Origin of the sequence: Streptomyces sp. NPDC005963, assembly GCF_040638655.1 — a bacterium.
Taxonomy (GTDB): Bacteria; Actinomycetota; Actinomycetes; order Streptomycetales; family Streptomycetaceae; genus Streptomyces.
Genome location: NZ_JBEXVD010000003.1, coordinates 167,338 through 192,869, shown reverse-complemented (window position 1 = coordinate 192,869; position 25,532 = coordinate 167,338). Strand labels below are relative to the sequence as shown.

The following is a 25,532-nucleotide window of genomic DNA, read 5'->3' as shown; positions in this document are numbered from 1 at the left end:
GCAGCAGCAGCAGAGCGACAGGAGATGTGAATCGCATGGCACGACGCGGAATCCTGGGCAGGGCCCGCCGCGAGTACAAGGTTCCCGAGCCGCACCCCTCCGGCGCCCGGCCGCCGAAGATCCCCGGTGAACTGGTGCCCAACCACGTTGCCTGTGTCATGGACGGCAACGGCCGCTGGGCCAAGGAGCGCGGACTGCCGCGCACGGAGGGGCACAAGGTGGGGGAGGGCGTCGTCCTCGACGTGCTCAAGGGCTGTCTGGAGATGGGAGTCAAAAACCTCTCCCTGTACGCGTTCTCCACCGAGAACTGGAAGCGTTCGCCTGATGAGGTGCGCTTCCTGATGAACTTCAACCGCGATGTCATCCGTCGCCGCCGCGACGAGATGGACGAGTTGGGCATTCGCATCCGCTGGGTCGGCCGGATGCCCAAGATGTGGAAGTCGGTCGTCCAGGAACTCCAGGTCGCCCAGGAGCAGACCAAGGGCAACGACGCCATGACGCTGTACTTCTGCGTCAACTACGGCGGTCGGGCCGAGGTCGCGGATGCCGCTCAGCGCATCGCCCGGGACGTGGCCGCGGGCAAGCTGGACCCGGCCAAGGTCAGCGAGAAGACGGTGCAGAAGTATCTGTACTACCCCGACATGCCGGACGTGGACCTCTTTCTGCGTCCCAGCGGTGAGCAGCGCAGCTCCAACTATCTGATCTGGCAGAGCGCGTACGCAGAGTTCGTCTTCCAGGATGTGCTGTGGCCGGACTTCGACCGTCGCGACCTGTGGCGTGCCTGTCTGGAGTACGCCCAGCGCGACCGTCGTTTCGGCGGGGCGATCCCCAACGAGATCTCGGAGCAGGCGCGTGGCTGAGAACGCCCATCACACCGATCACACCGACCGTGCCACCGCGGCCGTATCGGAGTCCGTGGAGCTGGCCTACCGGCCCGTCTTGGCCGACATGCTCGCCGGGATGCTCGTCCAGCGCAGGAAGACCCCGTCGGGCCGCGCCCAGCTCGTGGGATGGCCCCTCGGGGCGCTCGCGGCCTTCGCGGCGGCCTGGATCCGTTTCGACGCCACCGGCCGGGTGACCGACCCCGCTGCGGTGATGCTGGTGACCGGGGGGATCCTCCTCGTGGTGCTGACGCTGTTCCTGCCCCGGCTCATGGCACGGCAGTACTACCGGTTGACGGTCGAGCACGGGGAGTACCGGGCCGTGCTCGATGAGCGGGGGGTGCACTTCACCGCCGAACGGTTCTCGCACTCCTCCGACTGGGCCCTCTTCAACCGGTATGTGGAGACGGCGGAGCACTTCGTCCTGCTCACTGCGAACAAGGGCATAGCCGGTCTGATCGTGCTTCCCAAGCGGGGCGTGCAGCAGCCCGAAGCGCCCACAGGCACCGACGGTCTGCGGGCGCTGCTCGATGTGCGGCTACGGCGGATCTGACCCTTCCGGGCGACCGGCCGGCGGGCTCAGGCGTTCGCGCAGTCGGCGCAGGTGCCGAAGATCTCCACGGTGTGCGCCACGTTCACGAAGCCGTGCTGGGCGGCCACCGTCTCGGCCCACTGTTCCACCGCCGGACCTTCGACCTCCACCGCCTTGCCGCATCCGCGGCACACCAAGTGGTGGTGGTGGTCGTCGGTCGAGCAGCGCCGGTAGACGGACTCGCCGTCGCTGGTGCGCAGGACGTCGACCTCGCCCGCGTCGGCCAGGGATTGCAGGGTGCGGTAGACCGTCGTCAGACCCACGGAGTCGCCGCGGTGTCTGAGCATGTCGTGGAGTTCCTGGGCGCTGCGGAACTCATCCACCTCGTCGAGCGCCGCCGCGACGGCGGCACGCTGTCGAGTGGACCGCCCTCGCACTGAGGCGGTGTTACCGCCGCTGGGCGCAGTCGCCACAGGTGCCTCCTTGCTTCGACCACCATGCTAGTGGTGGTCAATTCTGCCAGGTCGGGTTCAGGCCCTGACGCCGTCACCCGGCTGACGCATACCCGGCAGCTCAGAATCGCATTCGGGTCCGCCCGCCGTCGCCGTGACGGCCCGGGCCCGTCGCTTCGCCAGCGGAGCGGCGAGGGCGGTCAGGGCGATGAAGACGCCGATCGCGAGGAGCACGATCGTCGCACCGGGGGGTACGTCCTGGTAGTACGAGGTGGTCGTGCCCGCCAGGGACACGGTCACCCCGATCGCCACGGCCAGGGCGAACGTCGCCTTGAAGGAGCGGGAGATCTGCTGCGCCGCCGCAACGGGGACCACCATCAGCGCGCTGACCAGCAGCAACCCCACCACACGCATGGCCACTGAGACGGTGACGGCGGCCGTGACGGCGATCAGGAGGTTCAGGGCCCGCACCGGTAGTCCGGTGACCCGGGCGAACTCCTCGTCCTGGCTGACCGCGAACAGTTGCCGCCGCAGTCCCACCGACACCAGCATCACGAAGGCGGCCAGGACGCCGATCGCCGTGAGGTCGGCGTCGGAGACCGTGGAGAGCGAGCCGAACAGGAACGAACCGAGGTTCGCCGTCGATCCGGTGTCCGACAGGTTGATCAGCAGGACACCGCCGGCCATGCCGCCGTAGAACAGCATGGCCAGGGCGATGTCACCGCGCGTCTTGCCGTAGGCCCTGATCAGCTCCATGGCGACGGCGCCGATCACCGAGACGACGGTGGCCATCCAGATGGGGTTGGTGGAGAGCAGGAAGCCGAGGCCGACACCGGTCATGGCGACATGGCCGATTCCGTCGCCCATCAGGGCCTGTCGCCGCTGCACCAGATAGATGCCGACGGCGGGAGCGGTGATCCCGACGAGGAGCGCCGCGAGCAGCGCCCGCTGCATGAAGGCCGTTTCCAGGATTTCCATGATCAGGTCAGCAGTCCCGTGCGGAGCGACTCGTGGGCCGCGTGCGGATGTACGTGGTCGTGTCCGGGCAGGGCGTGCTGTCCGGTGGCCTTGGGCGGCGGCCCGTCGTGGACGACACAGCCGTCGCGCAGCACCACGGCCCGGTCGATCAGCGGCTCGATCGCGCCGAGCTCGTGGAGGACGAGCAGGACGGTCGTACCGGCCGCTACCTGTTCGCGCAGGGTCTCGGCCAGGACCTCCTGGCTGGCGAGGTCGACCCCGGCCATCGGCTCGTCCATGATCAGCAGCTCGGGTTCGGAGGCGAGCGCACGGGCGATGAGCACGCGCTGGTGCTGTCCACCGGAGAGGGCGCTGACGGAGTCGTCGGCCCGGTCTCCCAGCCCCACGAGCTCGATGGCACGGTCCACGGCCGCCCGGTCGGCCCGGGACAGGCGGCCGAGGCGGGCCCGGGAGAGCCGCCCCGAGGAGACGACCTCGCGGATGGTGGCGGGCACTCCGCTGGCCGCGGTGGTGCGCTGCGGGACGTAGCCGACGCGGGACCACTGGCGGAAGCGTCGCAGCTCGGTCCCGAACAGCGCGATCTCGCCCTCGGTGAGCGGCACCTGTCCGATGAGGGAGCGCACGGCGGTGGACTTGCCGGAGCCGTTGGCGCCGAGCAGGGCGACCACTTCGCCCCGCGTGACGGTCAGGTCGACGCCGCGCAGCACGGTCCGGGAGCCGAGCGTGGCACGGGCTCCGCAGAGGGATATGACGGGTTCGCTCCCCGATGGCACAGCTGCCTCCCACAGTGGTTTCACTTCGCGCCCAGGGCTTTCTTGAGGGCGGTGAGGTTGGACTCCATGACGGCGACGTAGTCGTCGCCCTTGGACTTGTCCGTGATCCCTTCGAGCGGGTCGAGGACGTCCGTCTTGAGACCGGTGTCGTCGGCCAGGGTCTTCGCCGTGCGGTCGCTGGCGAGGGTCTCGAAGAAGACGGTGGTCACCTTCTCCTTGGTCGCCACGGCCTGGAGCTCCTTGATCCTGGCGGGGCTCGGCTCGGACTCGGGGTTGACGCCGGAGATGCCTTCCTGGTCCAGCCCGTACCGCTCGGCCAGGTAGCCGAAGGAGGTGTGGGTGGTGATGAAGGTCTTGGTGGTGGTGTTCTTGAGCCCCTGCCGGTAGGCGGCGTCCAGTGTGTTCAGCTCGCCCACCAGGGCGTCGGTGTTCTTCTGGTACGCGGCGGAGTTGTCCGGGTCCGCCTTGGCGAGGGCACCGCCGACGCCCTTGGCGACCTCGGCGTACTTCACCGGGTCGAGCCAGATGTGGGGGTCGCCGCCGGCTTCGCCCGCGTGGTCGTGCTCGTCCTTGGAGTGGCCTTCTGCGCCGTGCCCCGCCGTGTCGTGTTCCTCCGTGCCCGCCGCGCCGTGGTCATGGCCGTGGTCGGTGCCCTGGTGGGTCTCCAACTCGGTGAGGGTGGCGGCGTCGATCTTGTGCTTGGCCTCGGACTGGCCGATGGCCTTGTCCACGGCGGGCTGGATGCCCTTGAGGTAGAGGATCAGCCCCGCCTCGCCCAGTTCGGCGGTCTGGCGCGGCTTGAGCTCCAGGTCGTGCGGCTCGACACCCGGCTTGGTCAGGGTGGAGACCAAGACGTGGTCGCCCCCTATGCGCTCGGCGAGGAACTCCATCGGGTAGAAGGACGCCACGACCTTCAGCTTGCCGTTCTCCTTGCCGTCGGCGGCGTCGGAGGAAGCGCAGGCGGACACGGCGACGAGGCCGAGCGCCGCTGCACCGGTGGCGGCTGTTGTGCGTATAAGGCGTCCTATGTTCATGACACTCATTTTCAACAAAAATGGAAACGATTGTCAACAAAGCGCGGTCCTGGCCGAGGGCCGCAACCGATTTGATCCCAGGGGTGCGCCCGCCGGTAATCTGAACCATTCGCCGTTAGCCGTCGTCCTATGAAGAGAGCACCGTGGCCGCCGACAAGATCGATACGATCGTCAACCTGAGCAAGCGCCGTGGCTTCGTCTACCCCTGCAGCGAGATCTACGGCGGTCAGAAGGCCGCCTGGGACTACGGGCCGCTGGGCGTGGAGCTGAAGGAGAACCTCAAGCGCCAGTGGTGGCGCTACATGGTCACCTCGCGTGAGGACGTCGTCGGCATCGACTCGTCGGTGATCTTGGCCAGCGAGGTCTGGGAGGCTTCCGGCCACGTCGCCACCTTCAGTGACCCGCTCACCGAGTGCACCTCCTGCCACAAGCGCTACCGCGCCGACCACTTGATCGAGGCGTACGAGGCCAAGCACGGCAGGACCCCCGAGAACGGCCTCGCGGACATCAACTGCCCGCACTGCGGCACCAAGGGCGCCTTCACCGACCCGAAGCAGTTCTCGGGTCTGCTCGCCACGCACCTCGGCCCCACCCAGGACTCCGGCTCGGTCGCCTATCTGCGGCCCGAGACGGCGCAGGGCATCTTCACCAACTTCGCCCAGGTGCAGCAGACCTCGCGCAAGAAGCCGCCGTTCGGCATCGCCCAGATGGGCAAGTCCTTCCGCAACGAGATCACGCCCGGCAACTTCATCTTCCGCACCCGTGAGTTCGAGCAGATGGAGATGGAGTTCTTCGTCAAGCCCGGCGAGGACGAGCACTGGCAGCAGTACTGGATGGACCAGCGGTGGAACTGGTACACCGGCCTCGGCATGCGCGAGGAGAACATGCGCTGGTACGACCACCCCAAGGACAAGCTCTCCCACTACTCGAAGCGCACCGCCGACATCGAGTACCGCTTCCAGTTCGGCGGCAACGAGTGGGGTGAGCTGGAGGGCGTCGCCAACCGCACCGACTTCGACCTCACCGCTCACTCCAAGGCGTCCGGCCACGACCTCTCGTACTTCGACCAGGAGGCCGGCGAGCGCTGGACCCCGTACGTCATCGAGCCCGCGGCCGGTGTCGGCCGCGCGATGCTGGCCTTCCTCCTCGACGCGTACAACGAGGACGAGGCCCCCAACGCCAAGGGCGTCCTGGAGAAGCGCGCCGTGATGCGCCTCGACCCGCGCCTCGCGCCGGTGAAGGTCGCGGTGCTGCCGCTCTCGCGCAACCCGCAGCTCTCCCCGAAGGCCAAGGGCCTGGCGGCCGATCTGCGCCAGAACTGGAACATCGAGTTCGATGACGCGGGTGCGATCGGCCGTCGCTACCGTCGTCAGGACGAGATCGGCACCCCGTTCTGCGTCACCGTCGACTTCGACACCCTCGACGACAACGCGGTGACCGTGCGCGAGCGCGACACCATGACGCAGGAGCGCGTCTCCCTGGACCAGATCCAGTCCTACCTCGGCAGCCGTCTGCTCGGCTGCTGACACCCGCGCTCCGCAGGGGGCCGTCCGGGCAACACCGTCCGGCGGCCCCCTTCGCACGCAGGTGCTCGGGCGCGAAGGGTTGCAGACCCTGCCTCCCGCCGTCGCTCCGGCCGGTGAGTCGCCGCTGTGCGTCCGCCGCCGCATCCGACGCAAAAACGGATGCCCCACCTTCTCCCGGACAGGTAACGTCACCCCCATGTACTCGTTCTTCCAGATCTACGAGTGAGAGCGCGGCGGTCGCCCGCCCCCATCTGACTAGTCCCAGTCACTTCTCACCACCCAATGGGAGAGCCCCATGGCCAAGAGCCGTAACAACCTTCTCGGTGTGGGAGGGCAGCGCAAGAAGCTGTCCCGTGCCGATCAGCAGGCAGGCGGTCCTTCGCGCAACGCCGATCGTCAGGCAGCCGCGGACCAGAAGGCCGAGTTGCTGCGCAAGATGCGCGAGCGGGCCCAGGACGGCGGCGGCGAGCAGACCGCCGCGTCCGACGAGCCCGAGCAGGTCCAGGAGTCCTCGGCGAACGAGTCCTGACCTCCACCGCACCAGCTGATGGCCCCGCGCCGACGTACACGAGTACGGGCGCGGGGCCGTTGCACTGTCCGGGGGCGTACGGCGGCGAACGGCCACGCACCTTCTCGCGTCGGGGCGGCGGTTCAGCTGCGGGCGCCCGGCTCGGCGTCCGCACGTTCGGTGGCCGGCTTCCGCCCCTCCAGGTGCTCGGCGCAACGATCGGCCGTGCTCCGCGCCCACGGGCCGCTCGTCACGGCGCCCACCACCAGGACGCACAGACCGCAGCCGGCGATGATCCACCAGGCGATCCGGGCCGTCTCGACGAAGTCCTGTGCGTACGACGGGGATCGTGTGCCCACCGCCACCCCGGACGCCAGTACCGTCCCGATCACGGCGACCCCCAGCGTCTGACCGATCTGGCGGCTCGTCGAGGCGATCGCGGAGGCCACGCCGGCTTGGGACCTGGGCATTCCGGAGACCGCGGTATTGGTGATGGGTGCGTTCACCATGCCGAAGCCCACTCCGAACAGGACGTATCCGGTGAACAGCAGCGCCGTTGACGTCTCGGCCTCGAACACGGCGAACAGCACGCCGCTCGCCGCCATCGTCGTCCCTGCGACCAGCAGGGGCAGCCGTGGTCCCCGGCTGCCGACGAGACGTCCCGACAGTGGTGCGCAGACCAGCGTCAGTCCGGCCATCGGGAGCATGTAGAGCCCGGCGTGCAGGGCCGAGTAGCCGCGGACGTCCTGGAGGTAGAGCGTGTTGAGGAAGAGGAAGCCGCCCAGTGCGGCGAAGGCGGACACCGCGATGACCGTGGCCCCGGTGAAGGGGGCGCTGCGGAAGAACCGCAGATCGATCAGCGGCTCGATCCGTCGCGGCTCGTAGCCGAGCACCCCCAGCAGCGCCACGGCCGCGATCAGCCCGAAGACCAGGCTCTTCTCGATGATCGCGTACGTCAGCGAGCCGAGGAGAAGCATGATCAGCAGCTGGCCCACGGGGTCGACCCGCCGCGGCTTCGGGGCCCGGGACTCGGGGACGTAACGCCAGGTCAGGAAGAGGGCCAGCACTCCGACGGGCAGATTCACCCAGAAGATCGACCGCCAGCCCACGGTGTCCACCAGCAGTCCGCCGATCAGCGGGCCGGCGGCCATGGAGATTCCCACGACACCGCCCCACACGCCGATCGCACGGGCCCGCTCGGCGGGGTCGGTGAAGGTGTTGGTGATGATCGACATGGCGACCGGATTGAGCATGGAGCCGCCCACGGCCTGGACCATGCGGAAGGCGACCAGCGATTCCAGCGTGGGGGCCAGGGAACAGAGCAGCGAGCCCAGTGTGAAGAGCACGAGCCCCGCCATGAACACCTTGCGGCGGCCGATCCGGTCCGCGGTGGAGCCCGCCAGCATCAGCAGGGAGGCGAGGACGAGCGTGTAGGCGTCGATGGTCCACTGCAAGCCGGAAACGGAGGCGTCCAAGTCCTTCCCCATGGCCGGCAGTGCCACGTTCAGGATGGTGTTGTCGAGGCTGACGATCAGCAGGCTCATGCAGCAGATGCCCAGGACGAGCAACCGCCGCCGAGGAGAGAGCTCGGACATGCGCCGATAGTACGACTAACTAATGAATTCACTCGCACGCAATGCCGTACGCGACAATGGACGAATGACCACGTCTGCCCCCTCCTACCCGGCGCTCGCCATCGGTCCGCACGCGGTGACGCCCCCGGTGGTGCTCGCACCGATGGCCGGGATCACGAACGCACCCTTCCGGACCCTGTGCCGGGAGTTCGCCGAAGGCGTCCGCACCTTCGGCGGCCGGCCGGCGACCCCCGCCGAGCCGGGCAGCAAGGGGCTGTTCGTCAGCGAGATGATCACCACGCGGGCACTGGTCGAGCGCAACGAGAAGACCATGCAGCTGATCCACTTCGATGCGACCGAGACACCGCGGTCCATCCAGTTGTACGGAGTGGACCCGGTGACCGTCGGCAAGGCCGTCCGCATGATCGTGGACGAGGACCTTGCCGATCACATCGACCTCAACTTCGGCTGCCCCGTCCCCAAGGTGACCCGCAAGGGCGGCGGGTCCGCCCTCCCGTACAAGAGGCCGCTGCTGCGCGCGATCCTGCACGAGGCCGTGGGCAACGCGGGACGGCTTCCGGTCACGATGAAGATGCGCAAGGGCATCGACGACGACCACATCACCTACCTCGACGCCGGACGGATCGCCGTGGACGAGGGCGTCACGGCCATCGCCCTGCACGGTCGCACCGCCGCCCAGCACTACGGCGGCACCGCCGACTGGGAGGCCATCGCACGGCTCAAGGAGCACGTCCCTGAAATCCCGGTGCTCGGCAACGGGGACATCTGGTCGGCGGACGATGCACTGCGGATGGTGCGGGAGACCGGCTGCGACGGGGTCGTCGTCGGGCGCGGCTGTCTGGGGCGGCCCTGGCTCTTCGCCGATCTGGTCGCCGCCTTCGAGGGGGGCGGTGACCCCGCTGCGGCACCCACGCTCAGGGAGGTGGCCGCCGTGATGCGCCGCCATGCCGAACTGCTGGGGGAGTGGATCGGCGACGAGTCCCGTGGCGTGATCGACTTCCGCAAGCACGTGGCCTGGTACCTCAAGGGCTTCGCGGTCGGCTCCGAGATGCGCAAGCGACTGGCGATCACCTCGTCGCTGGCCGAACTCGACGACCAGTTGGGGCTGTTGGACCTGGACCAGCCCTGGCCGGTGGGGGCGGACGGGCCGCGGGGCCGCACCTCGGGGAACAACCGGGTGGTGCTGCCGGACGGCTGGCTGAAGGACCCGTACGACTGCGCGGCCGTCGGTGCGGACGCAGAGTTGGACACCTCGGGCGGCTGAGCACCTCCGGCCAACTGCCGTGCGCCATCGGGTCGACGGTTTTGATCCCGGGCGTGCCCTTGCTTGGATGCCGGTCGTCGAGTGTGTTCCCCCTGGGCGAGGGTCGGTGGCGGTATGGCAGGCAGACGGTCGCTGGGGTCACGGTTCGGGCGGCTGTGGGCGGCGTACGCCGTCAGCGCCTACGGCACCGCCCTCGGGTTCGGCGCGTTCCCCCTGCTGGCGATCCTCGTACTGGACGTGGGGCCGGCCCAGTTAGCGGCGCTGTCCGCAGTGGGACGGGCCGTGGGCGCCCTGGTGGCGGTGCGGCTCGGCCCGTGGGTGGAGTTCCGCCGCAAAAGGCCCGTCATGGTGGCGACGGACCTGATCCGGTTCACGGCGCTGATCAGCATCCCCGCGGCGTTCGCGCTCGGCCGGCTCGGCTTCGCCCAACTCCTCATCGTCTCCGTTGTCGTCGCGGCGGCCGACATCGCGTTCAGGGCGGCCAGCGGCGCGTATCTGAAGGCGCTCCTGCCTCCGGGGGACCTCCTCGTCGCGAGCAGCCGGTTCGAGTCCACGACATGGACCGCGACCATGCTCGGACCTCCGCTCGGAGGAGCCGCGATCGGACTGTTCGGACCGGTGACGACCGTTGCAGCCAACGCGGTCAGCCATCTGCTCTCGGCGCTGGGCATCCGTGCCATCGGGGGGACGGAACCGCACCCCGAACGGACCGGTGCACGGCGACCACGCGCACGCGATCTGCTCGAAGGGTGGCGGCACATCCTTCAGCACCCCGTGCTGCGCCCCCTGTTCTTCAACGCGGTCGCGGTCAATGGACTGATCATGGCCTCCGAGCCGCTGCTCGCCCTGCTGCTCCTGCGCGATCTCGGGTTCGCCCCCTGGCAGTACGGTCTCGTCTTCGCGGTTCCCTGCATCGGTGGTCTGGTGGGCTCGCGCCTCGCACAACCGCTCGTGGCCCGGTTCGGGCAGCACGAGGTGCTCTGCACCGCCGGAGCGCTGCGCGCGTGTTGGCCGCTCGGTCTGGCGTTCGTGCAGCCGGGCGCCGCCGGGATCGTCCTCGTCCTCGTCGTCCAGTTCGGCTTGGTGACCTGCTGCGGTCTCTTCAATCCGGTGCTGGCGAGCTATCGGCTCAACCACACCGACCCCGACCGTGTCGTCCGTACGCTCTCCGCCTGGTCGGTCAGCACCAGTCTGACGATCGCGGCGCTGACCGCCGGATGGGGGCTGCTGGCGGCCGTCACCGGCCCGCGGGCCGCGATCGCAGCCGCGGGAGTCCTCCTCCTGGCCACCCCGCTGTTGCTTCCGTGGAGCCGGAGGGTGCCGGCGAACGGAGGGCGAACGACAGCGGAACGGTGAGCGGGCAGCGGCGCTGGAGCGGGAGTGCCGTGGATTGCGGTCCGGATGGTGGACCGACCCAGTGCGCCATAGCGTGATTATCGCCACCCTTGATAAGGGTTGCGCTCATTTGAGCGCACATATGATTGCCTCACCTCTCAAAAGGGTGGCACTCAGTGCCACGTCGAATGGCTTCATTCACTGAAGTCGAACGCAACCCTGTGTCGCCGAATGCGCCGAATCGCTCGCACACCGTGCCCGTACGTTCAAGGTCTGAACGCATACCGCGTGCGTCGTCGATCGCCTTCCGCTCCGTGGTCACTTTCGATCTGGTGGCAGACGAGTGGCTACGGCCGTATGACGGCCAAGTGGGCGTGCCCAAAAGCCTTTGATATGGGTATGTTCCTCGCCGTCAGGGCAGCCACCGAGCCTCGGGGAGAGTCGAGAGCCGTGCCGGAAAACCAGGATCGACAGGACCTTCGCGAGCAGAAGTTCGTTTACGACTTCACCGAAGGCAACAGGGATCTGAAGGACCTCCTCGGGGGCAAGGGTGCCAACCTCGCCGAGATGACCAACCTCGGTCTGCCCGTCCCTCCGGGCTTCACCATCACCACCGAGGCGTGCAAGGTCTACCTCGACAGCGGATCGGAGCCCGCAGCGCTGCGCGACGAGGTGAGCGCGCACCTCGACGCCCTCGAACAGCGCATGGGCAAGAAGTTGGGGCAGGCGGACGACCCGCTGTTGGTGTCCGTACGCTCCGGCGCCAAGTTCTCCATGCCCGGCATGATGGACACCGTCCTCAACATCGGCCTCTCCGACGAGTCCGTCGTCGGACTCGCCCAACAGGCCGGCGACGAGCGGTTCGCCTGGGACTCGTACCGCCGACTGATCCAGATGTTCGGCAAGACCGTCCTCGACGTCGACGGCGACCTCTTTGAGGAGGCACTGGAGGACGCCAAGTCGGCCAAGGGCGTCAGCGTCGACACCGACCTGGATGCGGCCGACCTCAAGAAGCTCGTCAAGCACTACAAGAAGATCGTGAAGTCCGAGGCGGGCCGCGACTTCCCGCAGGACCCGCGGGAACAGATGGACCTCGCCATCAAGGCCGTCTTCGAATCGTGGAACGGCGACCGCGCCCGGCTCTACCGCCGCCAGGAGCGCATCCCCAACGACCTCGGCACGGCCGTCAACATCTGCTCGATGGTGTTCGGCAACCTGGGTCCCGACTCGGGTACCGGCGTCGCCTTCACCCGTGACCCGGCCTCCGGCCAGCAGGGCGTCTACGGCGACTACCTCCAGAACGCCCAGGGCGAGGACGTGGTCGCGGGCATCCGCAACACCGTCCCGCTGGCCGAGTTGGAGACGATCGACAAGGCGTCGTACGACCGGCTGATGCAGATCATGGAGACCCTGGAGAACCACTACCTCGATCTGTGCGACATCGAGTTCACCGTGGAACGCGGTCAGCTGTGGATGCTCCAGACCCGGGTCGGCAAGCGCACGGCCGGCGCCGCCTTCCGCATCGCCACCCAACTCGTCGACCAGGGACTCATCGACGAGGCGGAGGCGCTCCAGCGCGTCAACGGCGCCCAACTCGCCCAGTTGATGTTCCCGCGCTTCGACGAGGACGCCAAGGTCGAACTGCTCGGCCGGGGCATCGCCGCCTCGCCCGGTGCGGCCGTCGGCAAGGCCGTCTTCGACTCCTACACCGCCGTCAAGTGGTCCCGCTCAGGTGAGCAGGTCATCCTCATCCGTCGGGAGACCAACCCCGACGACCTCGACGGCATGATCGCGGCCCAGGGCATCCTGACCTCCCGCGGCGGCAAGACCTCGCACGCCGCCGTCGTCGCCCGCGGCATGGGCAAGACCTGCGTGTGCGGTGCCGAGGACCTGGAGGTCGACACCAAGCGGCGCCGGATGACCGTGAACGGCACGGTGGTCGAAGAGGGCGACGTCGTCTCCATCGACGGCTCCACCGGCAAGGTGTACCTGGGTGAGGTGCCGGTCGTACCGTCGCCGGTCGTCGAGTACTTCGAGGGCCGGATGCACGCGGGAGCGGACGACGCCGACGAACTGGTCGCCGCCGTGCACCGGATCATGGCGTACGCGGACCGGGTGCGCAGACTGCGCGTGCGGGCCAACGCCGACAGCGCCGAGGACGCCCTGCGGGCACGCCGGTTCGGCGCCCAGGGCATCGGCCTGTGCCGCACCGAGCACATGTTCCTCGGTGAACGCCGCGAGATGGTCGAGCGGTTGATCCTCGCGGACACCGACGAGGAGCGCTCCACCGCCCTGGAGCAGTTGCTGCCGCTCCAGAAGGCCGACTTCATCGAGCTGTTCGAGGCGATGGACGGTCTGCCGGTGACGGTACGACTGCTCGACCCGCCGCTGCACGAGTTCCTGCCCGACATCACCGAACTCTCCGTACGGGTGGCGCTGGCGGAGTCGCGCAAGGACCACAACGAGAACGATCTACGGCTGCTCCAGGCCGTCCACCGGTTGCACGAGCAGAACCCGATGCTCGGACTGCGCGGAGTGCGGCTCGGGCTGGTGATTCCGGGGCTGTTCGCCATGCAGGTGCGGGCCATCGCCGAGGCCGTCGCCGAGCGTTTGAACGCCAAGGGCGACCCCCGTGCCGAGATCATGATCCCGCTGGTCGGGACCGTGCAGGAGCTGGAGATCGTCCGCGACGAGGCCGAGAAGGTCATCGCCGAGGTGGAGGCGGCCCGGGGCGTCGAGCTGAAGCTGGCGCTGGGCACGATGATCGAGCTGCCGCGGGCCGCACTGACCGCGGGCCAGATCGCCGAGGCCGCCGAGTTCTTCAGCTTCGGCACCAACGACCTCACACAGACCGTCTGGGGATTCTCCCGGGACGACGTGGAGGCGTCGTTCTTCACGGCCTACCTGGAGAAGGGCATCTTCGGGGTGTCGCCGTTCGAGACGATCGACAAGGACGGTGTGGGGTCGCTGGTGCGCAGCGCGGTGGAGGCCGGCCGTGCGACCCGCCCCGATCTGAAGCTCGGTGTCTGTGGGGAACACGGCGGTGACCCCGAGTCGGTGCACTTCTTCCACGAGGTCGGACTCGACTACGTCTCCTGCTCGCCGTTCCGGATCCCGGTGGCACGGCTGGAGGCGGGCCGGGCGGCGGCACAGTCGAGGGGCAGCGACTCCCGCTGAGCCGTCTGTCGTACCTGTTCGTCGCATCCGTCTGCCGCGCCGGCCCGTCATCGGGCCGGCGCGGTCATGTCGGCCTCGCCAGCGGAGCCCCCGGGGGGAGGGCGGCCGATGTGTCGATGCGTTGGGATGCGTTGAGTGCCGTTGGATAGCGTTGAATCACGCCGCCCCGAAGGTGGTGTTCCATCGCTCCCCGGACCCCTCGACTTCGTCTCTGTGCGCGGCTTCTTTAACACAGAGAGAGGGTGGACACGCCGTGATGCGCATCCACCCCTGGTGTTTCTTTCGACACATTCGCCAAGGCCGGTTCCTCGCGTGAAAAGAAGATTTTGGCCGATCTTGACGGAACTCTATTTCTGTCGTTCGCTCAGCAAAGAACAGGAGGGGCGCGGCACGCGGATCCCCATCCACGCACCGCGCCCCATTACCCAAGCCGGACAGGGAGCCGCACCCTCTGTCACCCGCCGCCGGATGTGCGAAGCCCCCCACGGTCCTCGTCACGTCCATCGGAGACAGAAGGAACCTGCCCGACGCCGTACAGCCTTTCGTTTCGCACCCAACCCCGGCGAGACATTTCAACTCTGGCTGAAACTCCGTGGTAACCGCCTGTGATGGCGTGCATACTCAGTGATCGGGGCGATTGCGGGTGCAACAGTGGGGGTTCAGTGCTACGTATCCATTTCACTGGGGACGACCTCGCCAGAGTGCGAATGGCCGTCAGACCGGATGCGTTGTGGGAAACGATTCTGAGCTTTCATCGATTGAGAGAGCGGCGTCGTGCTCAGATGTTCGGAGAATGGCGATCGGAAACACGGTCGCGGTTGAATGGTGAAACAAGCCTGCTGGCCGCGCTGGTGCCCACGCGTGGCTATTTCCCCGACTTTCTGACACCGCCGGAAGGCACCGGCGGCCTGGAGCCGGGACTTGAGGCGATACGCGCCACGGCACCCGACAGGCTTCATTACGAACTGAACCGGGTGTCAGCAGGGCGGGCCGCCGAAGGGGACCGGACGAGTGAGCGCGCGGCCGAGCTGCCCGCCGAGCGTTCCGGTCGACTCGCGGCCCTCGCCCAGGGCGCCCCGGAGCAGCTCGCCAAGCTCATCTCGGTGCTCCGCAGCTACCACAGCGCCGCCATCGTGCCGTACTGGGCGCAGATCCAAGCCCGGGTCGAGGCCGACCGCGCGGTACGGGGCCGGGCACTGCTCGACGGCGGCGCGGCCGAGCTCCTCGGCTCGCTGCCGCCGGTGCTCCGCTGGCGCGCTCCCGTGCTGGAGGCGGACTACCCCGTCGACCGTGACGTACGGCTGAACGGACGGGGGTTGTTGCTCCAGCCGTCCTTCTTCTGTCGGGGTACACCCGTCGTCTACCGAGACCCGAAACTCCCCCCGGTACTGGTCTATCCGGTCGCCCACACCCCCGATCCCGCATTCGGGGAGACGAGCGGTTCGACGCTCGCCCCCTCGCTCGGCAAGCTCGTCGGCCACACCCGCTCGGCCGTGCTCCAGGCCATCCGCTACGGCTGTACGACCAGCGAACTCGCCCGGAGGGCAGGCGTATCGCTCGCCTCGGCCAGTCAGCACGCAGCCGTACTGCGCGAGGCGGGCCTCGTCCTGACGCTGCGCCACGGCAATGCCGTGCTGCACACGCTCACACCCCTGGGCGCGGCCCTGCTGAGGGGAGGGGCGCCGGCGGAGGTGGCGGGCTGAGCCACCTGCCCGACCCCGCCCGACTCTGTTCGCGGCTGCTCAGTCTCGTGCCGGCTCCCTGACCGCCTCCGTGCCCGGTCCTTCCGTCCTCGTCCTCCGGAAGGGCCGACGAGCCAACCGCCCTTCGGGGCGTGTTCGTCGCCGGATTTCGCTGCGGCCCCTCTCAGGGCGCCTTCGTCGTTCGGTCCGGCGCAGCCAGCCGGAAGCGCAGCCGACAGATGACGGCGGCGGTGTCCCGGCGCACCGCATGGGCCAGCACCGCACCCCGTTGGTTCTGGAGCAGCCGTTGCCACAGTCGGTCCGGTTCCACCTCCGCTATCAGCACCGTCACACGGGTGCCCGGGTGGTAGCGGTAGATCTTGCGCACGTACTCCGACACCGGTCGTCCGATGGTCCGCCGCTGGGTGGTCAACTCCACCAGCTCCACACCCGGGTTCCAGCGCTCCCAGTCCCGCCGTAGGGTCCGAGCCGCGGCCCGGTCGTCCTCGTCCTGATGGACCACCGTCACCGCGCGCACCTCGTCCCCGAGCGATACGGCAGCATTCACCGCCTCGCGCGTCAGCCGCGACAGATGCGATACGGGAACGATCACCAGCGAGCGCGAGCGGTGCGGTGCCGCCGGTACCCGCCCGAGCTCCATCCGCTCGTCGAGGCTCCCGTACGCCCCGTGGACGCATTCGAACAGCACCACGAGCACGGGCAGGGCGATGAGGACCGTCCAGGCGCCTTCGGTGAACTTGGTGGCGCTCACCACCAGGGCGCTGACCGCGGTGAGTACGGCGCCCACGCCGTTGAGCAGGGATTTGCGCCGCCAGCCCGCCGAGCGTTCGACGCGCCAGTGGACGACCATGCCCGTCTGACAGATGGTGAAGCCCACGAAGACGCCGATCGCGAAGAGGGGCACCAGGGTGTTGGTGTCGCCGCCGGAGAAGACCACCAGCAGTCCTGCCACCGCGGCGAGCGCCAGCACGCCGTGGCGGTGCACCTGGCGGTCGGCCTTCAACTGGAACAGGTGCGGCAGATAGTTGTCCCGTGCCAACAGTGACATCAGCACCGGCAGCCCGCCGAAGGAGGTGTTCGCGGCAAGCGCGAGCAGGACCACCGTGGCGAACTGCACCAGATAGAACCCCCAGGTGTGACCGAGCGAGGCGTCCGCGAGTTGGGCCAGGACGGTCACCCCTTCGACCGGCTGGAGGTGGAATCGGCCGATCAGCACCGACAGCCCGATCAGCATCACGCCCAGCAGCGCACCCAGGGCCACTTCGGTCCGCTGCGCGCGGCGTGCGGCCGGCGTGCGGAAGGACGGTACGGCGTTGGCGACCGCCTCCACTCCGGTGAGCGCCGAACACCCGGAGGCGAACGCCTTCAGCAACAGCAGCGCGCCCACGGTGGTCGCACTGTCACCGACGACGGCCGCATGACCGGCCGCGGCCTCGGTGGACGCCGGTGCACTGCGGAACAAGCCCACCACGATGACGGTGAGGATCGAGCCGACGAACACGGCCGTGGGCACGATGAACACCCGGGCAGAGTCGACGATTCCGCGCAGGTTCACACCGGTGACCAGCAGGAGCACGGCCAGGCCGAGCAGCAGCCGGTCATCGTAGAGAAAGGGGAAGGCCGATGTGAGGGCCGCGACTCCGGCGGTGACCGAGACGGCGACGTTGAGCACGTAGTCCAGCACCAGCGAGGCGGCGGCGACCAGGGAGGTGCGCCGGCCCAGATGGGCACGTGCGACCGCGTAGGCCCCGCCGCCGTTGGGGAACGCTGCGATCACCTGACGGTAGGAGGCCACCAGCACGGCGAGCAGTGCGGCAATGCCGAGGGTGACGGGCAGGGTGTAGCCGAGCCCCACACCGCCCGCCGTCGCCAGGACGAGCACGATGGCCTCGGGCCCGTACGCCACCGACGCCATCGCATCGAGGGACAGCGCGGCGAGCCCCTGTACGGAGGTGAGCCGGTGCCGGTCGCCGGTGCCGGGCCGGTGCGGTTCGGACGCCGCCGCGTCTGCTGAGCCGGGTGGCATGGACAGGGCGGTCATCGGTCGCGTACCTCCGGGGGTGTCGCCCGGGGAAGGCGGGCAGCCCCAGCGTGCGGGCGGGTTTGGCCGCGGGCGGGCCCTTTGTCGCGTCCTTGGCGCCCAGGGCCTGCGCCTTCACGCGACTTTGACGCGGCACCTGCCCCCGCATGGCCGCACCCGGCCCACCGCCAGGACGATCAGGGCGAGGGGAGCCCGTCGTACGCCACCCCGGTGACTGCGACGGACGCAGCCCACAGCCGCTCGGCCCTCTCGTCGTCCCTCGTCCGTCCCGCGCGCATCGACGGTCCCGGGGCGCCCCGCCAACCGGCGATGCGCGGGCCGGTGAAGGAATCGGGTCGCACGTCCGGCGCGGTGGCCGCGTACAGCGTGGGCAGCGCCCCCGCTGCGGCCGACTGGGCGAACAGGCGGTTCCCGAGGGACATCACCCGCTCCCTGGCCTTGGCCCCCGTCATCCGAGGCCCCGCGCCTTGCAGATTGGTGTCGGCATAGCCGGGATGGGCCGCCGCGGCGACCACGTCCGAACCCGCTGCGGCCAGCCGGCGCGCCAATGCGTGCACGAAGAGGAGATTCGCCGTCTTGGAGCGTGCGTAGGCGATCCACCTGCGGTAGGGGTGCTCGCTCTGGAGGTCGTCCGGGTCCAGATCGGCCAGCCCGTGCATAAAGCTCGACACGCACACCACCCGCGCCCCCGGCGTCCGGAGCAGCCCGGGCAGGAGGAGCCCCGTCAGGGCGAAGTGGCCCAGGTGGTTCACGCCGAACTGCATCTCGAACCCGTCGACGGTTCGCCCGAACGGCAGCGCCATCACTCCCGCATTGTTGATCAGCAGATCGAGACGGTCGTACGGGTAGCGGGCCGCGAACTCCCGCACGGACGCGAGGTCCGCGAGATCGAGTCGACGCACCTGCACATCGGCTCCGGGCACCCGCTCGCGCACCCACGCCGCGGCCCCTGCGCCCCGCTCCTCGCTCCGGCACGCGAGGACGACCGTCGCCCCCCGGCCCGCCAGAGCTTCGGCCGCATGGAGCCCGATGCCGCTGTTGGCGCCCGTCACCACCGCCGTACGCCCTCGCTGGTCCGGCATGTCGACGGTGCTCCAACCGGCCATTTCGCCCTCACTCTCCACGATCGTTGACTGTGCGTGAACACCGGGACGAACCCCGACGGCCACGGCGGGGCGGGCCCGTTGGTCAGCCTGCCGCACGACGGGCGTTCGGGTACTGTGGCCCTCCCGCGCCACGAACGGACCGAGGAGGTGAGACGCATTACCGCTGTCGCCAGTCGGGTGCTCTCCTCTTCACCCCCCGTCCCCCGACGTGGGATCCGCTGACGGATCGAGCGCCCTTCGGTATCCCGAAAGGCACCCATGTCCCTTCCGTCGTTCCCGCCACTCGACGACATAGTCCGCGTCCTGCGGACCGCAGGCTGCGTCTTCGCCGAGGACGAGGCGGACCTCCTGCTCTCCGCGGCCTCCGGGCCCGCGGCCCTCGCCACGATGGTGGAGCACCGCACCTCGGGCCGCCCCCTGGAACACATCGTCGGCTGGGCGGCCTTCGCCGGCCTACGGATACGGGTGGACCCCGGGGTGTTCGTCCCCCGACGCCGTACCGAATTCCTCGTCCAGCAGGCTGTCTCCCTCACCCGCACGCACTCCGTCGTAGTCGACCTGTGCTGCGGTTCCGGGGCGCTCGGGGCCGCGCTCGCCCACTCCGTACACCCGATCGAACTCCATGCCTGTGACATCGATCCCAGGGCGGTGCGCTGCGCCCGGGCCAACATCCGGGCGGGCGAGGGGCAGGTGAACGAGGGGCAGGTGTACGAAGGGGACCTGTATGCGCCGCTGCCCGCGCGGCTCCGCGGGCGGGTCGGCGTTCTCCTGGCCAACGTGCCGTACGTACCGACCGACGAGATCGCCCTGCTCCCCGTCGAAGCCCGGGTGCATGAGGCGCGCATCGCGCTCGACGGGGGCGCGGACGGGCTCGACGTGCTGCGCCGGGTCGCGGCCCGCGCGGAAAGGTGGCTCGCCCCCGGCGGATCCATGCTCTTCGAGACCAGCCGGGGGCAACTGCCGACGGCACTGGACATCGTGGCCCGAGGGGGACTCGAACCCCGGACGGCCGTGGACGAGGACCGCTGGGCGACGGTCGTCATCGGTACGAAACAGGGGTGAATCCGGCGTCCCACCTGCGGTGAGGGCCGGATGTCGAGATGGACGGACGGTGCAGCGATCTTCTCCGTAGGGTCGCGACCGTGCCCGACATACCGCTGACCACGATCGTGCTCCTCTGCCTCGCCGCCGCGGCGGCCGGCTGGATCGACGCGGTGGTCGGCGGGGGAGGGCTGCTGCTGCTCCCCGCACTCCTGCTCGGTCTGCCGCAGACCCCGGCCGCCCATGTCCTCGGCACCAACAAGGCGGTCGCGATCGTGGGCACGTCCGGCGCGGCGATCACCTATGCGCGCACGGCCCGGGTGCCGGTGCGGACGGCGGTCCGGATCGGGTTGGCGGCGCTCGCGGGATCGATGGGCGGCGCGTTCTTCGCCGCGGGCATCAGCAGTGATGTGCTGCGCCCGGTGATCATGGTGGTGCTGCTCGCCGTGGCCGCGTTCGTCCTGCTGCGGCCGGCCTTCGGGGCGGCTGCGGCAACCGAGGGCCCACCGGTGACCCGTGCGCGCACGATCACCGCGATCGTCCTCGTCGGCGGGGGCATCGGCTTCTACGACGGGCTGTTCGGGCCGGGTACGGGCACCTTCCTGGTCCTGGCGCTGACGGCCGTGCTCCATCTCGACCTGCTGACGGCATCGGCCACCGCCAAGATCGTCAATGTGTGCACCAACGGCGGGGCGTTGGCCATGTTCGCGTACCAGGGCACGGTGCTGTGGCAGTTGGCTGCGCTGCTGGCCGTCTTCAACCTGGCGGGCGGGATGCTGGGGGCACGCATGGCGCTGCGCAAGGGAAGCGGCTTCGTGCGCGGGGTGCTGCTCGCGGTCGTCCTGTCGCTGGTCGCCAAGCTCGCCTTCGACCAGTGGGTCGGTTGACGCCGCTGGGGCCGCCCATTGATGCCGCTTGACGCCGCTTGGCGCCGTTCTCAGGCCGGACGGACACCGATGAGATGGGCGAAGGCGACCACGTTGCCCCGGTAGCCGGTCTTCTCGCTGAAGCCACCGCCGCAGGTGATCACCCGTAGCTCGGCCCGGTCCGCGGGCCCGTAGACCTTGCGGTCGGGGAAGGCATCGGCCTCGTAGACCTCGATCGCGTCGATGGTGAACACGGCGGTGCGGCCGTCCCCGCGCGAGATCTCGATGCGATGGCCCTTCTTGAGGGCGCCGAGACTGTAGAAGACGGCGGGTCCGCGGGCGTTGTCCACATGTCCGGCGACGATAGCGGTGCCCTTCGCACCCGGCGTCGTGCCACCGCCGTACCAGCCGGCGAGATTGCGATCCGCCTCCGGGGGCACCTCCAGCCCGCCCTTGCTGTCGAGGCCGAGTCGCATCAGCGGGGTGTCGACGTCGATGTCGGGGATGCGCAGCCGCAGCGGCGCCGACGGCGGCAAGGGGTCGGCGGCGGCATCGGTGTGGGCCCGGGGGCCGGCGGCGAACGCCTGCGCCGCGGAAGGCACCGGTGGGGTCAGATCCCGGGAGCCGTTCTGCACCAGGTAGAGACCGGTGCAGACGGCTGCGGCCAGGATCCAGCCCTTCGTTCTGGTGCTCATCGGTCCTCCCATGGAGCCCGGTCGTGGGTATGCCCCGTTCCCGGCAGGCTCGGGGCCTGCCGGGAACGGGGAGCGGGGTGTGGCTGCGGCCCGGGCCGCAGCCGTCAACCGCCCTGGACGCCGCTCGCCCGGCGCCGCAGGAACAGTGCCCCGCTGACGGCGGCAGCGGTGAGTACGGCCGCTCCCGCCGCGATCTGTGCGGTGTCGGGGCCTACGCTGCCCCCCACGCCGGTCCTGATGTGGCCGCTGGGCTGCTGGGTGTGGTGCTGCCCGTCCGACTGCTCGTCCCTGCGGTGCTGCACGGTGACGTCACCGTTGGCCCGTTTGCCGTTCTTGCAGCGCACGCTGATGCCGTACGTGCCGGCCTCGGTCCGCTCGGGGATGCGGAACTGGCCCTCCACGGTGTCCTTGTGCGTACCGGGCGACAGATGGAACTCACCCGCTCCCAGCGAGCGGGCGTCGCCCACGCCGTGGCCGTTGCGACCGCAGGCGCTGGTGTTCACGGTGACGTTGGCGCCCGGTTCGGCGGTGGCCGGGAAGACCTCCAGGGACTCGTGGTCCCCGGCGTGCGCGACGGGGCCACCGACGCATATGACGGCGGCTGCCAGTGAGGCACTGGTCAGCAGACGGGCGGTCGTACGCATGGTGTTCCTCCGAGGAAACGCGAGATGAGGTCGTCTCCTCCGAGGAAAGTCGTCCTGCGCGACCCACGCCTGTTGATGGGGCATCAGATCGTCGTCACGGAGTGGGTGTGTCACCTGGCCAGTGGGGCTAAAGTGCAGGTCAGAGGCATTCTTAGGGACGTTCTTCAGGGTCGCGCTGAATGGGTGACGGGGTCGTGCAGGTGGTCCGGGGAAAGGCGCCCCGGTCGGGTTCCTCCAGGACGTGCGGCTGCGGAAGGGGCGGTGCGAGTGGCCGTCATCACTACGTTCCGTGCTGTTTCGTGCGCGTGGATGCTTGACCTCAACTGAGCTTGAGGTATCACGCTCTCACTCATGGATCTCATCACCCGTGAAACTGCCCGGACGTCCACCGCACTCAGGACGCCCCTGAAGCTCGTCGTCATCCTCGCCAGCAACCGGGAGGGAAGGTTCGGCCCGGTCATCTCCGACTGGTTCCTGGAACAGACCACACGATGCGCGGACTTCTCCGTCGAACTGGTCGATCTGGGGGCGACCGACATCGGAACGTACCTCGGGGCCAACCCCGAGCCACGGGTCAGCGATGCGCTCGCGGCCATCACGCCGAAACTCGCCGAAGCCGACTCCTTCATCATCGTCACCCCCGAGTACAACCACTCGTTCCCCGCCTCCGTGAAGAGCCTCATCGACTGGCACTACGGCGAATGGCGGGCCAAGCCCGTGGGGTTCGTCTCCTACGGAGGGATGTCCGGCGGGCTGCGCGCGGTGGAGCAACTGCGACTGGTCTTCGCCGAGATGCACGCGGTCACGATCCGCAACACCGTCTCCTTCCACCACGCGAGCACCCACTTCACGGACGACGGCCGGCTCAAGGACCCGTCGGGGAGCGAGACCGCTGCGAGTGCGATGCTGGACCAACTCGCCTGGTGGGCCCGGACACTGCGGGACGCCCAGGTGGAGAGGCCGTACGCCGGATAGCCCGGTACGGTCCGTCCCCGCAGGCGCTGCGGGGACGGACCGTGACGCTTCCCCTTCCGCACCGGTCGGCTCGTACGCTGGGGAGGAAGTGCAGGAGACAGGGGGTGCCCTCGTGGTGTTCGAAGGGCGGGGCGACACGGCGGGGCGGGGCGACACGGCGGTGGGAGTGCGTGCGGTTTCCGTGGGGACGGTGAGGCGCATCGGGCCGCCGCTGCCCTTCTTCGTCTACGGGACACTCCGACCGGGCGAATCCAACTACCTGCGCCATCTCGACGGGCGCACCGTCCGTGAGGAATCCGCCCGCTGGCCCGGGGCGGTCCTGTACCGGGGCCCGGGCTATCCGTTCGCGTTGGAGTCGCCGGCGGAACCCGAATCCACCGTCGTGGGAGAGCTGATCACTTGCGCACCGGGGGAGTACGGGAGTGTGCTCAGCGCCCTCGACCACTTGGAGGGGTTCATCGCACCGGGCCACCCCGGGAACCTCTACGAACGGATGGTCCGGAGCGTGCGGGTGGCGGACGGGACCGCGGTCGGTGCCTGGGTCTATGTGCCCGCGGCGCCGATCGCGGCACGCTTGCGAGAGGACGGAACGCCCGTGCCGGGCGGCGACTGGTGCACCGCCCGGGCAGGCGGCTGACCCGCCCGTTCCCTGCCTCATGCGGCGGACGATCTCTCTCCCGGTGAAGTGAACCGTCTGTCCACCCGTCTTGCTCAGGCGCGGCGGCCGAGCAGCGCGAGCAGTCGTGTCTGGGCACCGTCGCCGGGCGGTGGCTCGATGGGTGGGGCGAAGAGACCCGTCTGGGAGAGCGCCGACGCGTAGGGGGTGACCTCCTCCAGCGCGAAGTGCACCAGCGCAGCCGGTAGCCGCTCGGGCGCGCCGATCGCCCGGGACAGATCCCAACTGTGCACCACCGCATCGGTGATCATCTGTGCACAGTAGGAGACGGCGGGGGTCTCCCCGTACGAGAGGGCCACCGTGCGTTCTAGCGCCCCCGGCTCGGCGAACGCCTTCCGCGCGGCCCGCGCGGCGGCGTCCCAGACGGCACGGGGACGGGTACCGAGCACATCGCCCTCGTACGCGTCGCCCACCTCAGCGATGGTGGCCTGCTCGGTCACCAACTCGGGCACCCAGAGCTGTTCCGACGTCAGATGGTTGACGAGGTCACGGACGGACCACTCGGAGCAGGGCGTCGGTTCGCCCCACTGGTCAGCCCGCACCGCGTGCACCCGCTCGGAGAACAGCGCGAGGGCCTCTGAGTGGCGGGTGAGGAGCGTTGTCACATCGATGTCCATGCGCCCACTGTCGCGTTCCACGAGGGGTGATGCGAGCGTGCCGGCGCGTGTCCTGACAGCTGTGACACGGCTGCCGGGGAGGCGGAATCAACCGGTGGGAGGACGCCGACTGCAACCGGGAGAGGGGCGCCGACTCCAATCGGTGGGAGGGATGCCAACTCCAACCGGTGGGAGTGGCGGGTGGCGCGAACGCCGGTGCCGAAGGCGTCGACGGGGTGGCGACCGTATGGAAGCGGAACCGAAACGCAAGGGAGGGGTGGGGAGGGAAGTGTTGGCGAGGAACTGGCGGCGGGGGACTGTCAGTGAGGCGTTGGGGGCGTTGGGGAGCGTACGGGCGCGGGCGTCCCGCGCGATGATCCCGAGGCGGAAGTTTCAGGGCCCGGTGGTCATCGGCGGTCCGGCACCCGCGCGCTGGTGACGGGACTATTCGTCACTCGCTATCAGCGCCTCCTGGACGCCCTTCTCCTTGGCCCCCAGGAAGCGGGGATCCGGTTCGAATGCCGCGTCCAGTGCCGCCTTGCCCGCGGCGAGCACCTCGCGCACCCCGCCGTAGTACCAGGTGGAGTCCTTCGGCTCGGTCACGCCGATGCCGTAGGACTCCACCCCCGCCGAACGGCAGAGCGTCACCGCCCGATGGATGTGAAAGTCCTGGGTCACCAGCACGGCCCGATCGACTCCGAAGATCTTCTTCGCCCTGACGCACGAGTCCCAGGTGTCGAAGCCCGCGTAATCGCTGACGATCCGCGCATCGGGCACTCCCCGTTGGGTGAGGTACGTCCGCATCGCGTCTGGCTCGTCGTACTCGACCCGACCGTTGTCACCGGTCACCAGGACCACCTTGACCTTGCCCCCGCGATAGAGCTCCGCCGCAGCGTCCAGCCGGTGGGCCAGGTACTTCGTCGGCTTGCCCTTCCACAGACCCGCCCCGAACACCACCGCCACGTCCTGCCGGGGAACCTCCGCGACGGTGGTGACCCGGCTGTCGGCGACCAGATGCATCCAGGTGGCCGGAGCCAGTCCGATGATGGACGCGATCATGGCCGCCTGCACCAACCGCCGTTGTGCCCGACGAGACCTCGGCAGCCCCGGCGTCGGCAGCTTGCGCAGGGCCGC

23 protein-coding genes are annotated in these 25,532 nt (G+C 69.2%); 12 read left to right on the top strand and 11 right to left on the bottom strand.

Annotated elements, in window-relative coordinates; all coding sequences use genetic code 11:
* Nucleotides 1-35 precede the first annotated feature (35 nt).
* Nucleotides 36-860 carry an isoprenyl transferase gene (locus ABZ348_RS06940; RefSeq protein ID WP_358930133.1) on the top strand — a complete coding sequence of 275 codons (825 nt, stop codon included), beginning with the start codon at nt 36-38 and terminating at the stop codon, nt 858-860.
* Nucleotides 853-1,434, top strand: a complete 582-nt coding sequence (locus ABZ348_RS06935; RefSeq protein WP_358930132.1) for a YcxB family protein — start codon at nt 853-855, stop codon at nt 1,432-1,434. The genes ABZ348_RS06940 and ABZ348_RS06935 overlap by 8 nt, the downstream gene beginning before the upstream one ends.
* 26 nt (nt 1,435-1,460) lie before the next feature.
* Here the strand turns inward: ABZ348_RS06935 and ABZ348_RS06930 are convergent, their stop codons facing one another.
* Genes ABZ348_RS06930 through ABZ348_RS06915 form a run of 4 tightly spaced genes read right to left on the bottom strand, consistent with a single transcriptional unit; the run spans nt 1,461 to nt 4,650 of the window.
* Nucleotides 1,461-1,886, bottom strand: a complete 426-nt coding sequence (locus tag ABZ348_RS06930) for a transcriptional repressor (protein WP_329018538.1) — start codon at nt 1,884-1,886, stop codon at nt 1,461-1,463.
* A 57-nt stretch (nt 1,887-1,943) separates the two neighbouring features.
* A complete protein-coding gene (locus tag ABZ348_RS06925) occupies nt 1,944-2,843 on the bottom strand; it encodes a metal ABC transporter permease (protein ID WP_358930131.1) in 900 nt (299 codons plus the stop codon).
* 2 nt (nt 2,844-2,845) lie between these two features.
* Nucleotides 2,846-3,616 carry a metal ABC transporter ATP-binding protein gene (locus ABZ348_RS06920; RefSeq protein WP_358930129.1) on the bottom strand — a complete coding sequence of 257 codons (771 nt, stop codon included), beginning with the start codon at nt 3,614-3,616 and terminating at the stop codon, nt 2,846-2,848.
* 20 nt (nt 3,617-3,636) lie between these two features.
* Complete coding sequence (locus tag ABZ348_RS06915; protein WP_358930127.1) at nt 3,637-4,650, bottom strand: metal ABC transporter substrate-binding protein; 1,014 nt, start codon at nt 4,648-4,650, stop codon at nt 3,637-3,639.
* A 143-nt stretch (nt 4,651-4,793) separates the two neighbouring features.
* On the opposite strand from ABZ348_RS06915, the gene ABZ348_RS06910 reads away from it, so the two are divergent.
* Nucleotides 4,794-6,176, top strand: a complete 1,383-nt coding sequence (locus ABZ348_RS06910) for a glycine--tRNA ligase (RefSeq protein WP_329018526.1) — start codon at nt 4,794-4,796, stop codon at nt 6,174-6,176.
* Nucleotides 6,177-6,471: 295 nt separating this feature from the next.
* Nucleotides 6,472-6,705 carry a DUF6243 family protein gene (locus ABZ348_RS06905; protein ID WP_358930125.1) on the top strand — a complete coding sequence of 78 codons (234 nt, stop codon included), beginning with the start codon at nt 6,472-6,474 and terminating at the stop codon, nt 6,703-6,705.
* 122 nt (nt 6,706-6,827) lie between these two features.
* Here the strand turns inward: ABZ348_RS06905 and ABZ348_RS06900 are convergent, their stop codons facing one another.
* Nucleotides 6,828-8,279 (bottom strand): MFS transporter, encoded by a 1,452-nt coding sequence (locus ABZ348_RS06900; RefSeq protein ID WP_358930123.1) that lies wholly within the window; start codon nt 8,277-8,279, stop codon nt 6,828-6,830.
* A gap of 64 nt (nt 8,280-8,343) precedes the next feature.
* On the opposite strand from ABZ348_RS06900, the gene dusB reads away from it, so the two are divergent.
* The 4 genes from dusB (at nt 8,344) to ABZ348_RS06880 (ending at nt 15,758) form a co-directional block, all read left to right on the top strand.
* Complete coding sequence (gene dusB, locus ABZ348_RS06895) at nt 8,344-9,543, top strand: tRNA dihydrouridine synthase DusB (protein WP_358930121.1); 1,200 nt, start codon at nt 8,344-8,346, stop codon at nt 9,541-9,543.
* Nucleotides 9,544-9,657: 114 nt separating this feature from the next.
* A complete protein-coding gene (locus ABZ348_RS06890) occupies nt 9,658-10,899 on the top strand; it encodes an MFS transporter (protein WP_358930119.1) in 1,242 nt (413 codons plus the stop codon).
* Between the two features lie 336 nt (nt 10,900-11,235).
* Nucleotides 11,236-14,055 carry a pyruvate, phosphate dikinase gene (gene ppdK, locus ABZ348_RS06885; RefSeq protein WP_358930117.1) on the top strand — a complete coding sequence of 940 codons (2,820 nt, stop codon included), beginning with the start codon at nt 11,236-11,238 and terminating at the stop codon, nt 14,053-14,055.
* A 662-nt stretch (nt 14,056-14,717) separates the two neighbouring features.
* A complete protein-coding gene (locus tag ABZ348_RS06880) occupies nt 14,718-15,758 on the top strand; it encodes a helix-turn-helix domain-containing protein (protein ID WP_358930115.1) in 1,041 nt (346 codons plus the stop codon).
* A gap of 163 nt (nt 15,759-15,921) precedes the next feature.
* On the opposite strand, the gene ABZ348_RS06875 is transcribed toward ABZ348_RS06880, so the two are convergent.
* Both ABZ348_RS06875 and ABZ348_RS06870 read right to left on the bottom strand, forming a co-directional pair.
* Nucleotides 15,922-17,784, bottom strand: a complete 1,863-nt coding sequence (locus tag ABZ348_RS06875; protein WP_358930450.1) for an APC family permease — start codon at nt 17,782-17,784, stop codon at nt 15,922-15,924.
* A gap of 191 nt (nt 17,785-17,975) precedes the next feature.
* Nucleotides 17,976-18,905 carry an oxidoreductase gene (locus ABZ348_RS06870; RefSeq protein WP_358930448.1) on the bottom strand — a complete coding sequence of 310 codons (930 nt, stop codon included), beginning with the start codon at nt 18,903-18,905 and terminating at the stop codon, nt 17,976-17,978.
* A gap of 258 nt (nt 18,906-19,163) precedes the next feature.
* Between ABZ348_RS06870 and ABZ348_RS06865 the strand changes: the two genes are divergently transcribed.
* Nucleotides 19,164-19,967, top strand: coding sequence for a putative protein N(5)-glutamine methyltransferase (locus ABZ348_RS06865; protein WP_358930113.1), 804 nt, complete (start codon nt 19,164-19,166; stop codon nt 19,965-19,967).
* A gap of 80 nt (nt 19,968-20,047) precedes the next feature.
* Nucleotides 20,048-20,833: a TSUP family transporter gene (locus tag ABZ348_RS06860; RefSeq protein ID WP_358930111.1), complete on the top strand. Its 786-nt coding sequence runs from the start codon at nt 20,048-20,050 to the stop codon at nt 20,831-20,833.
* Nucleotides 20,834-20,883: 50 nt separating this feature from the next.
* Here ABZ348_RS06860 and ABZ348_RS06855 read toward each other — a convergent pair whose 3' ends face one another.
* Nucleotides 20,884-21,507 carry a class F sortase gene (locus ABZ348_RS06855; protein ID WP_358930110.1) on the bottom strand — a complete coding sequence of 208 codons (624 nt, stop codon included), beginning with the start codon at nt 21,505-21,507 and terminating at the stop codon, nt 20,884-20,886.
* Nucleotides 21,508-21,611: 104 nt separating this feature from the next.
* Entirely contained in the window at nt 21,612-22,151 is a 540-nt protein-coding gene (locus ABZ348_RS06850; protein WP_358930108.1) for a hypothetical protein, read from the bottom strand.
* 351 nt (nt 22,152-22,502) lie between these two features.
* Between ABZ348_RS06850 and ABZ348_RS06845 the strand changes: the two genes are divergently transcribed.
* Both ABZ348_RS06845 and ABZ348_RS06840 read left to right on the top strand, forming a co-directional pair.
* Complete coding sequence (locus ABZ348_RS06845; RefSeq protein WP_358930106.1) at nt 22,503-23,126, top strand: NAD(P)H-dependent oxidoreductase; 624 nt, start codon at nt 22,503-22,505, stop codon at nt 23,124-23,126.
* Nucleotides 23,127-23,214: 88 nt separating this feature from the next.
* Nucleotides 23,215-23,763 carry a gamma-glutamylcyclotransferase family protein gene (locus ABZ348_RS06840; RefSeq protein ID WP_358930104.1) on the top strand — a complete coding sequence of 183 codons (549 nt, stop codon included), beginning with the start codon at nt 23,215-23,217 and terminating at the stop codon, nt 23,761-23,763.
* 74 nt (nt 23,764-23,837) lie between these two features.
* Here ABZ348_RS06840 and ABZ348_RS06835 read toward each other — a convergent pair whose 3' ends face one another.
* Both ABZ348_RS06835 and ABZ348_RS06830 read right to left on the bottom strand, forming a co-directional pair.
* Complete coding sequence (locus ABZ348_RS06835; protein ID WP_358930102.1) at nt 23,838-24,419, bottom strand: TIGR03086 family metal-binding protein; 582 nt, start codon at nt 24,417-24,419, stop codon at nt 23,838-23,840.
* 423 nt (nt 24,420-24,842) lie between these two features.
* Nucleotides 24,843-25,457: an ElyC/SanA/YdcF family protein gene (locus ABZ348_RS06830; RefSeq protein WP_358930446.1), complete on the bottom strand. Its 615-nt coding sequence runs from the start codon at nt 25,455-25,457 to the stop codon at nt 24,843-24,845.
* Between the last annotated feature and the right edge of the window lie 75 nt (nt 25,458-25,532).

Bases quoted from the DNA above. Each gene is read 5' to 3' on its own strand.
- ABZ348_RS06940 (WP_358930133.1), top strand. From the start codon at position 36: ATGGCACGACGCGGAATCCTGGGCAGGGCCCGCCGCGAGTACAAGGTT.
- ABZ348_RS06925 (WP_358930131.1), bottom strand. From the start codon at position 2,843: ATGGAAATCCTGGAAACGGCCTTCATGCAGCGGGCGCTGCTCGCGGCG.
- ABZ348_RS06915 (WP_358930127.1), bottom strand. From the start codon at position 4,650: ATGAACATAGGACGCCTTATACGCACAACAGCCGCCACCGGTGCAGCG.
- ABZ348_RS06905 (WP_358930125.1), top strand. From the start codon at position 6,472: ATGGCCAAGAGCCGTAACAACCTTCTCGGTGTGGGAGGGCAGCGCAAG.
- ABZ348_RS06900 (WP_358930123.1), bottom strand. From the start codon at position 8,279: ATGTCCGAGCTCTCTCCTCGGCGGCGGTTGCTCGTCCTGGGCATCTGC.
- dusB (WP_358930121.1), top strand. From the start codon at position 8,344: ATGACCACGTCTGCCCCCTCCTACCCGGCGCTCGCCATCGGTCCGCAC.
- ABZ348_RS06890 (WP_358930119.1), top strand. From the start codon at position 9,658: ATGGCAGGCAGACGGTCGCTGGGGTCACGGTTCGGGCGGCTGTGGGCG.
- ppdK (WP_358930117.1), top strand. From the start codon at position 11,236: ATGACGGCCAAGTGGGCGTGCCCAAAAGCCTTTGATATGGGTATGTTC.
- ABZ348_RS06875 (WP_358930450.1), bottom strand. From the start codon at position 17,784: ATGCCACCCGGCTCAGCAGACGCGGCGGCGTCCGAACCGCACCGGCCC.
- ABZ348_RS06870 (WP_358930448.1), bottom strand. From the start codon at position 18,905: ATGGCCGGTTGGAGCACCGTCGACATGCCGGACCAGCGAGGGCGTACG.
- ABZ348_RS06865 (WP_358930113.1), top strand. From the start codon at position 19,164: ATGTCCCTTCCGTCGTTCCCGCCACTCGACGACATAGTCCGCGTCCTG.
- ABZ348_RS06855 (WP_358930110.1), bottom strand. From the start codon at position 21,507: ATGAGCACCAGAACGAAGGGCTGGATCCTGGCCGCAGCCGTCTGCACC.
- ABZ348_RS06850 (WP_358930108.1), bottom strand. From the start codon at position 22,151: ATGCGTACGACCGCCCGTCTGCTGACCAGTGCCTCACTGGCAGCCGCC.
- ABZ348_RS06845 (WP_358930106.1), top strand. From the start codon at position 22,503: ATGGATCTCATCACCCGTGAAACTGCCCGGACGTCCACCGCACTCAGG.
- ABZ348_RS06835 (WP_358930102.1), bottom strand. From the start codon at position 24,419: ATGGACATCGATGTGACAACGCTCCTCACCCGCCACTCAGAGGCCCTC.
- ABZ348_RS06830 (WP_358930446.1), bottom strand. From the start codon at position 25,457: ATGATCGCGTCCATCATCGGACTGGCTCCGGCCACCTGGATGCATCTG.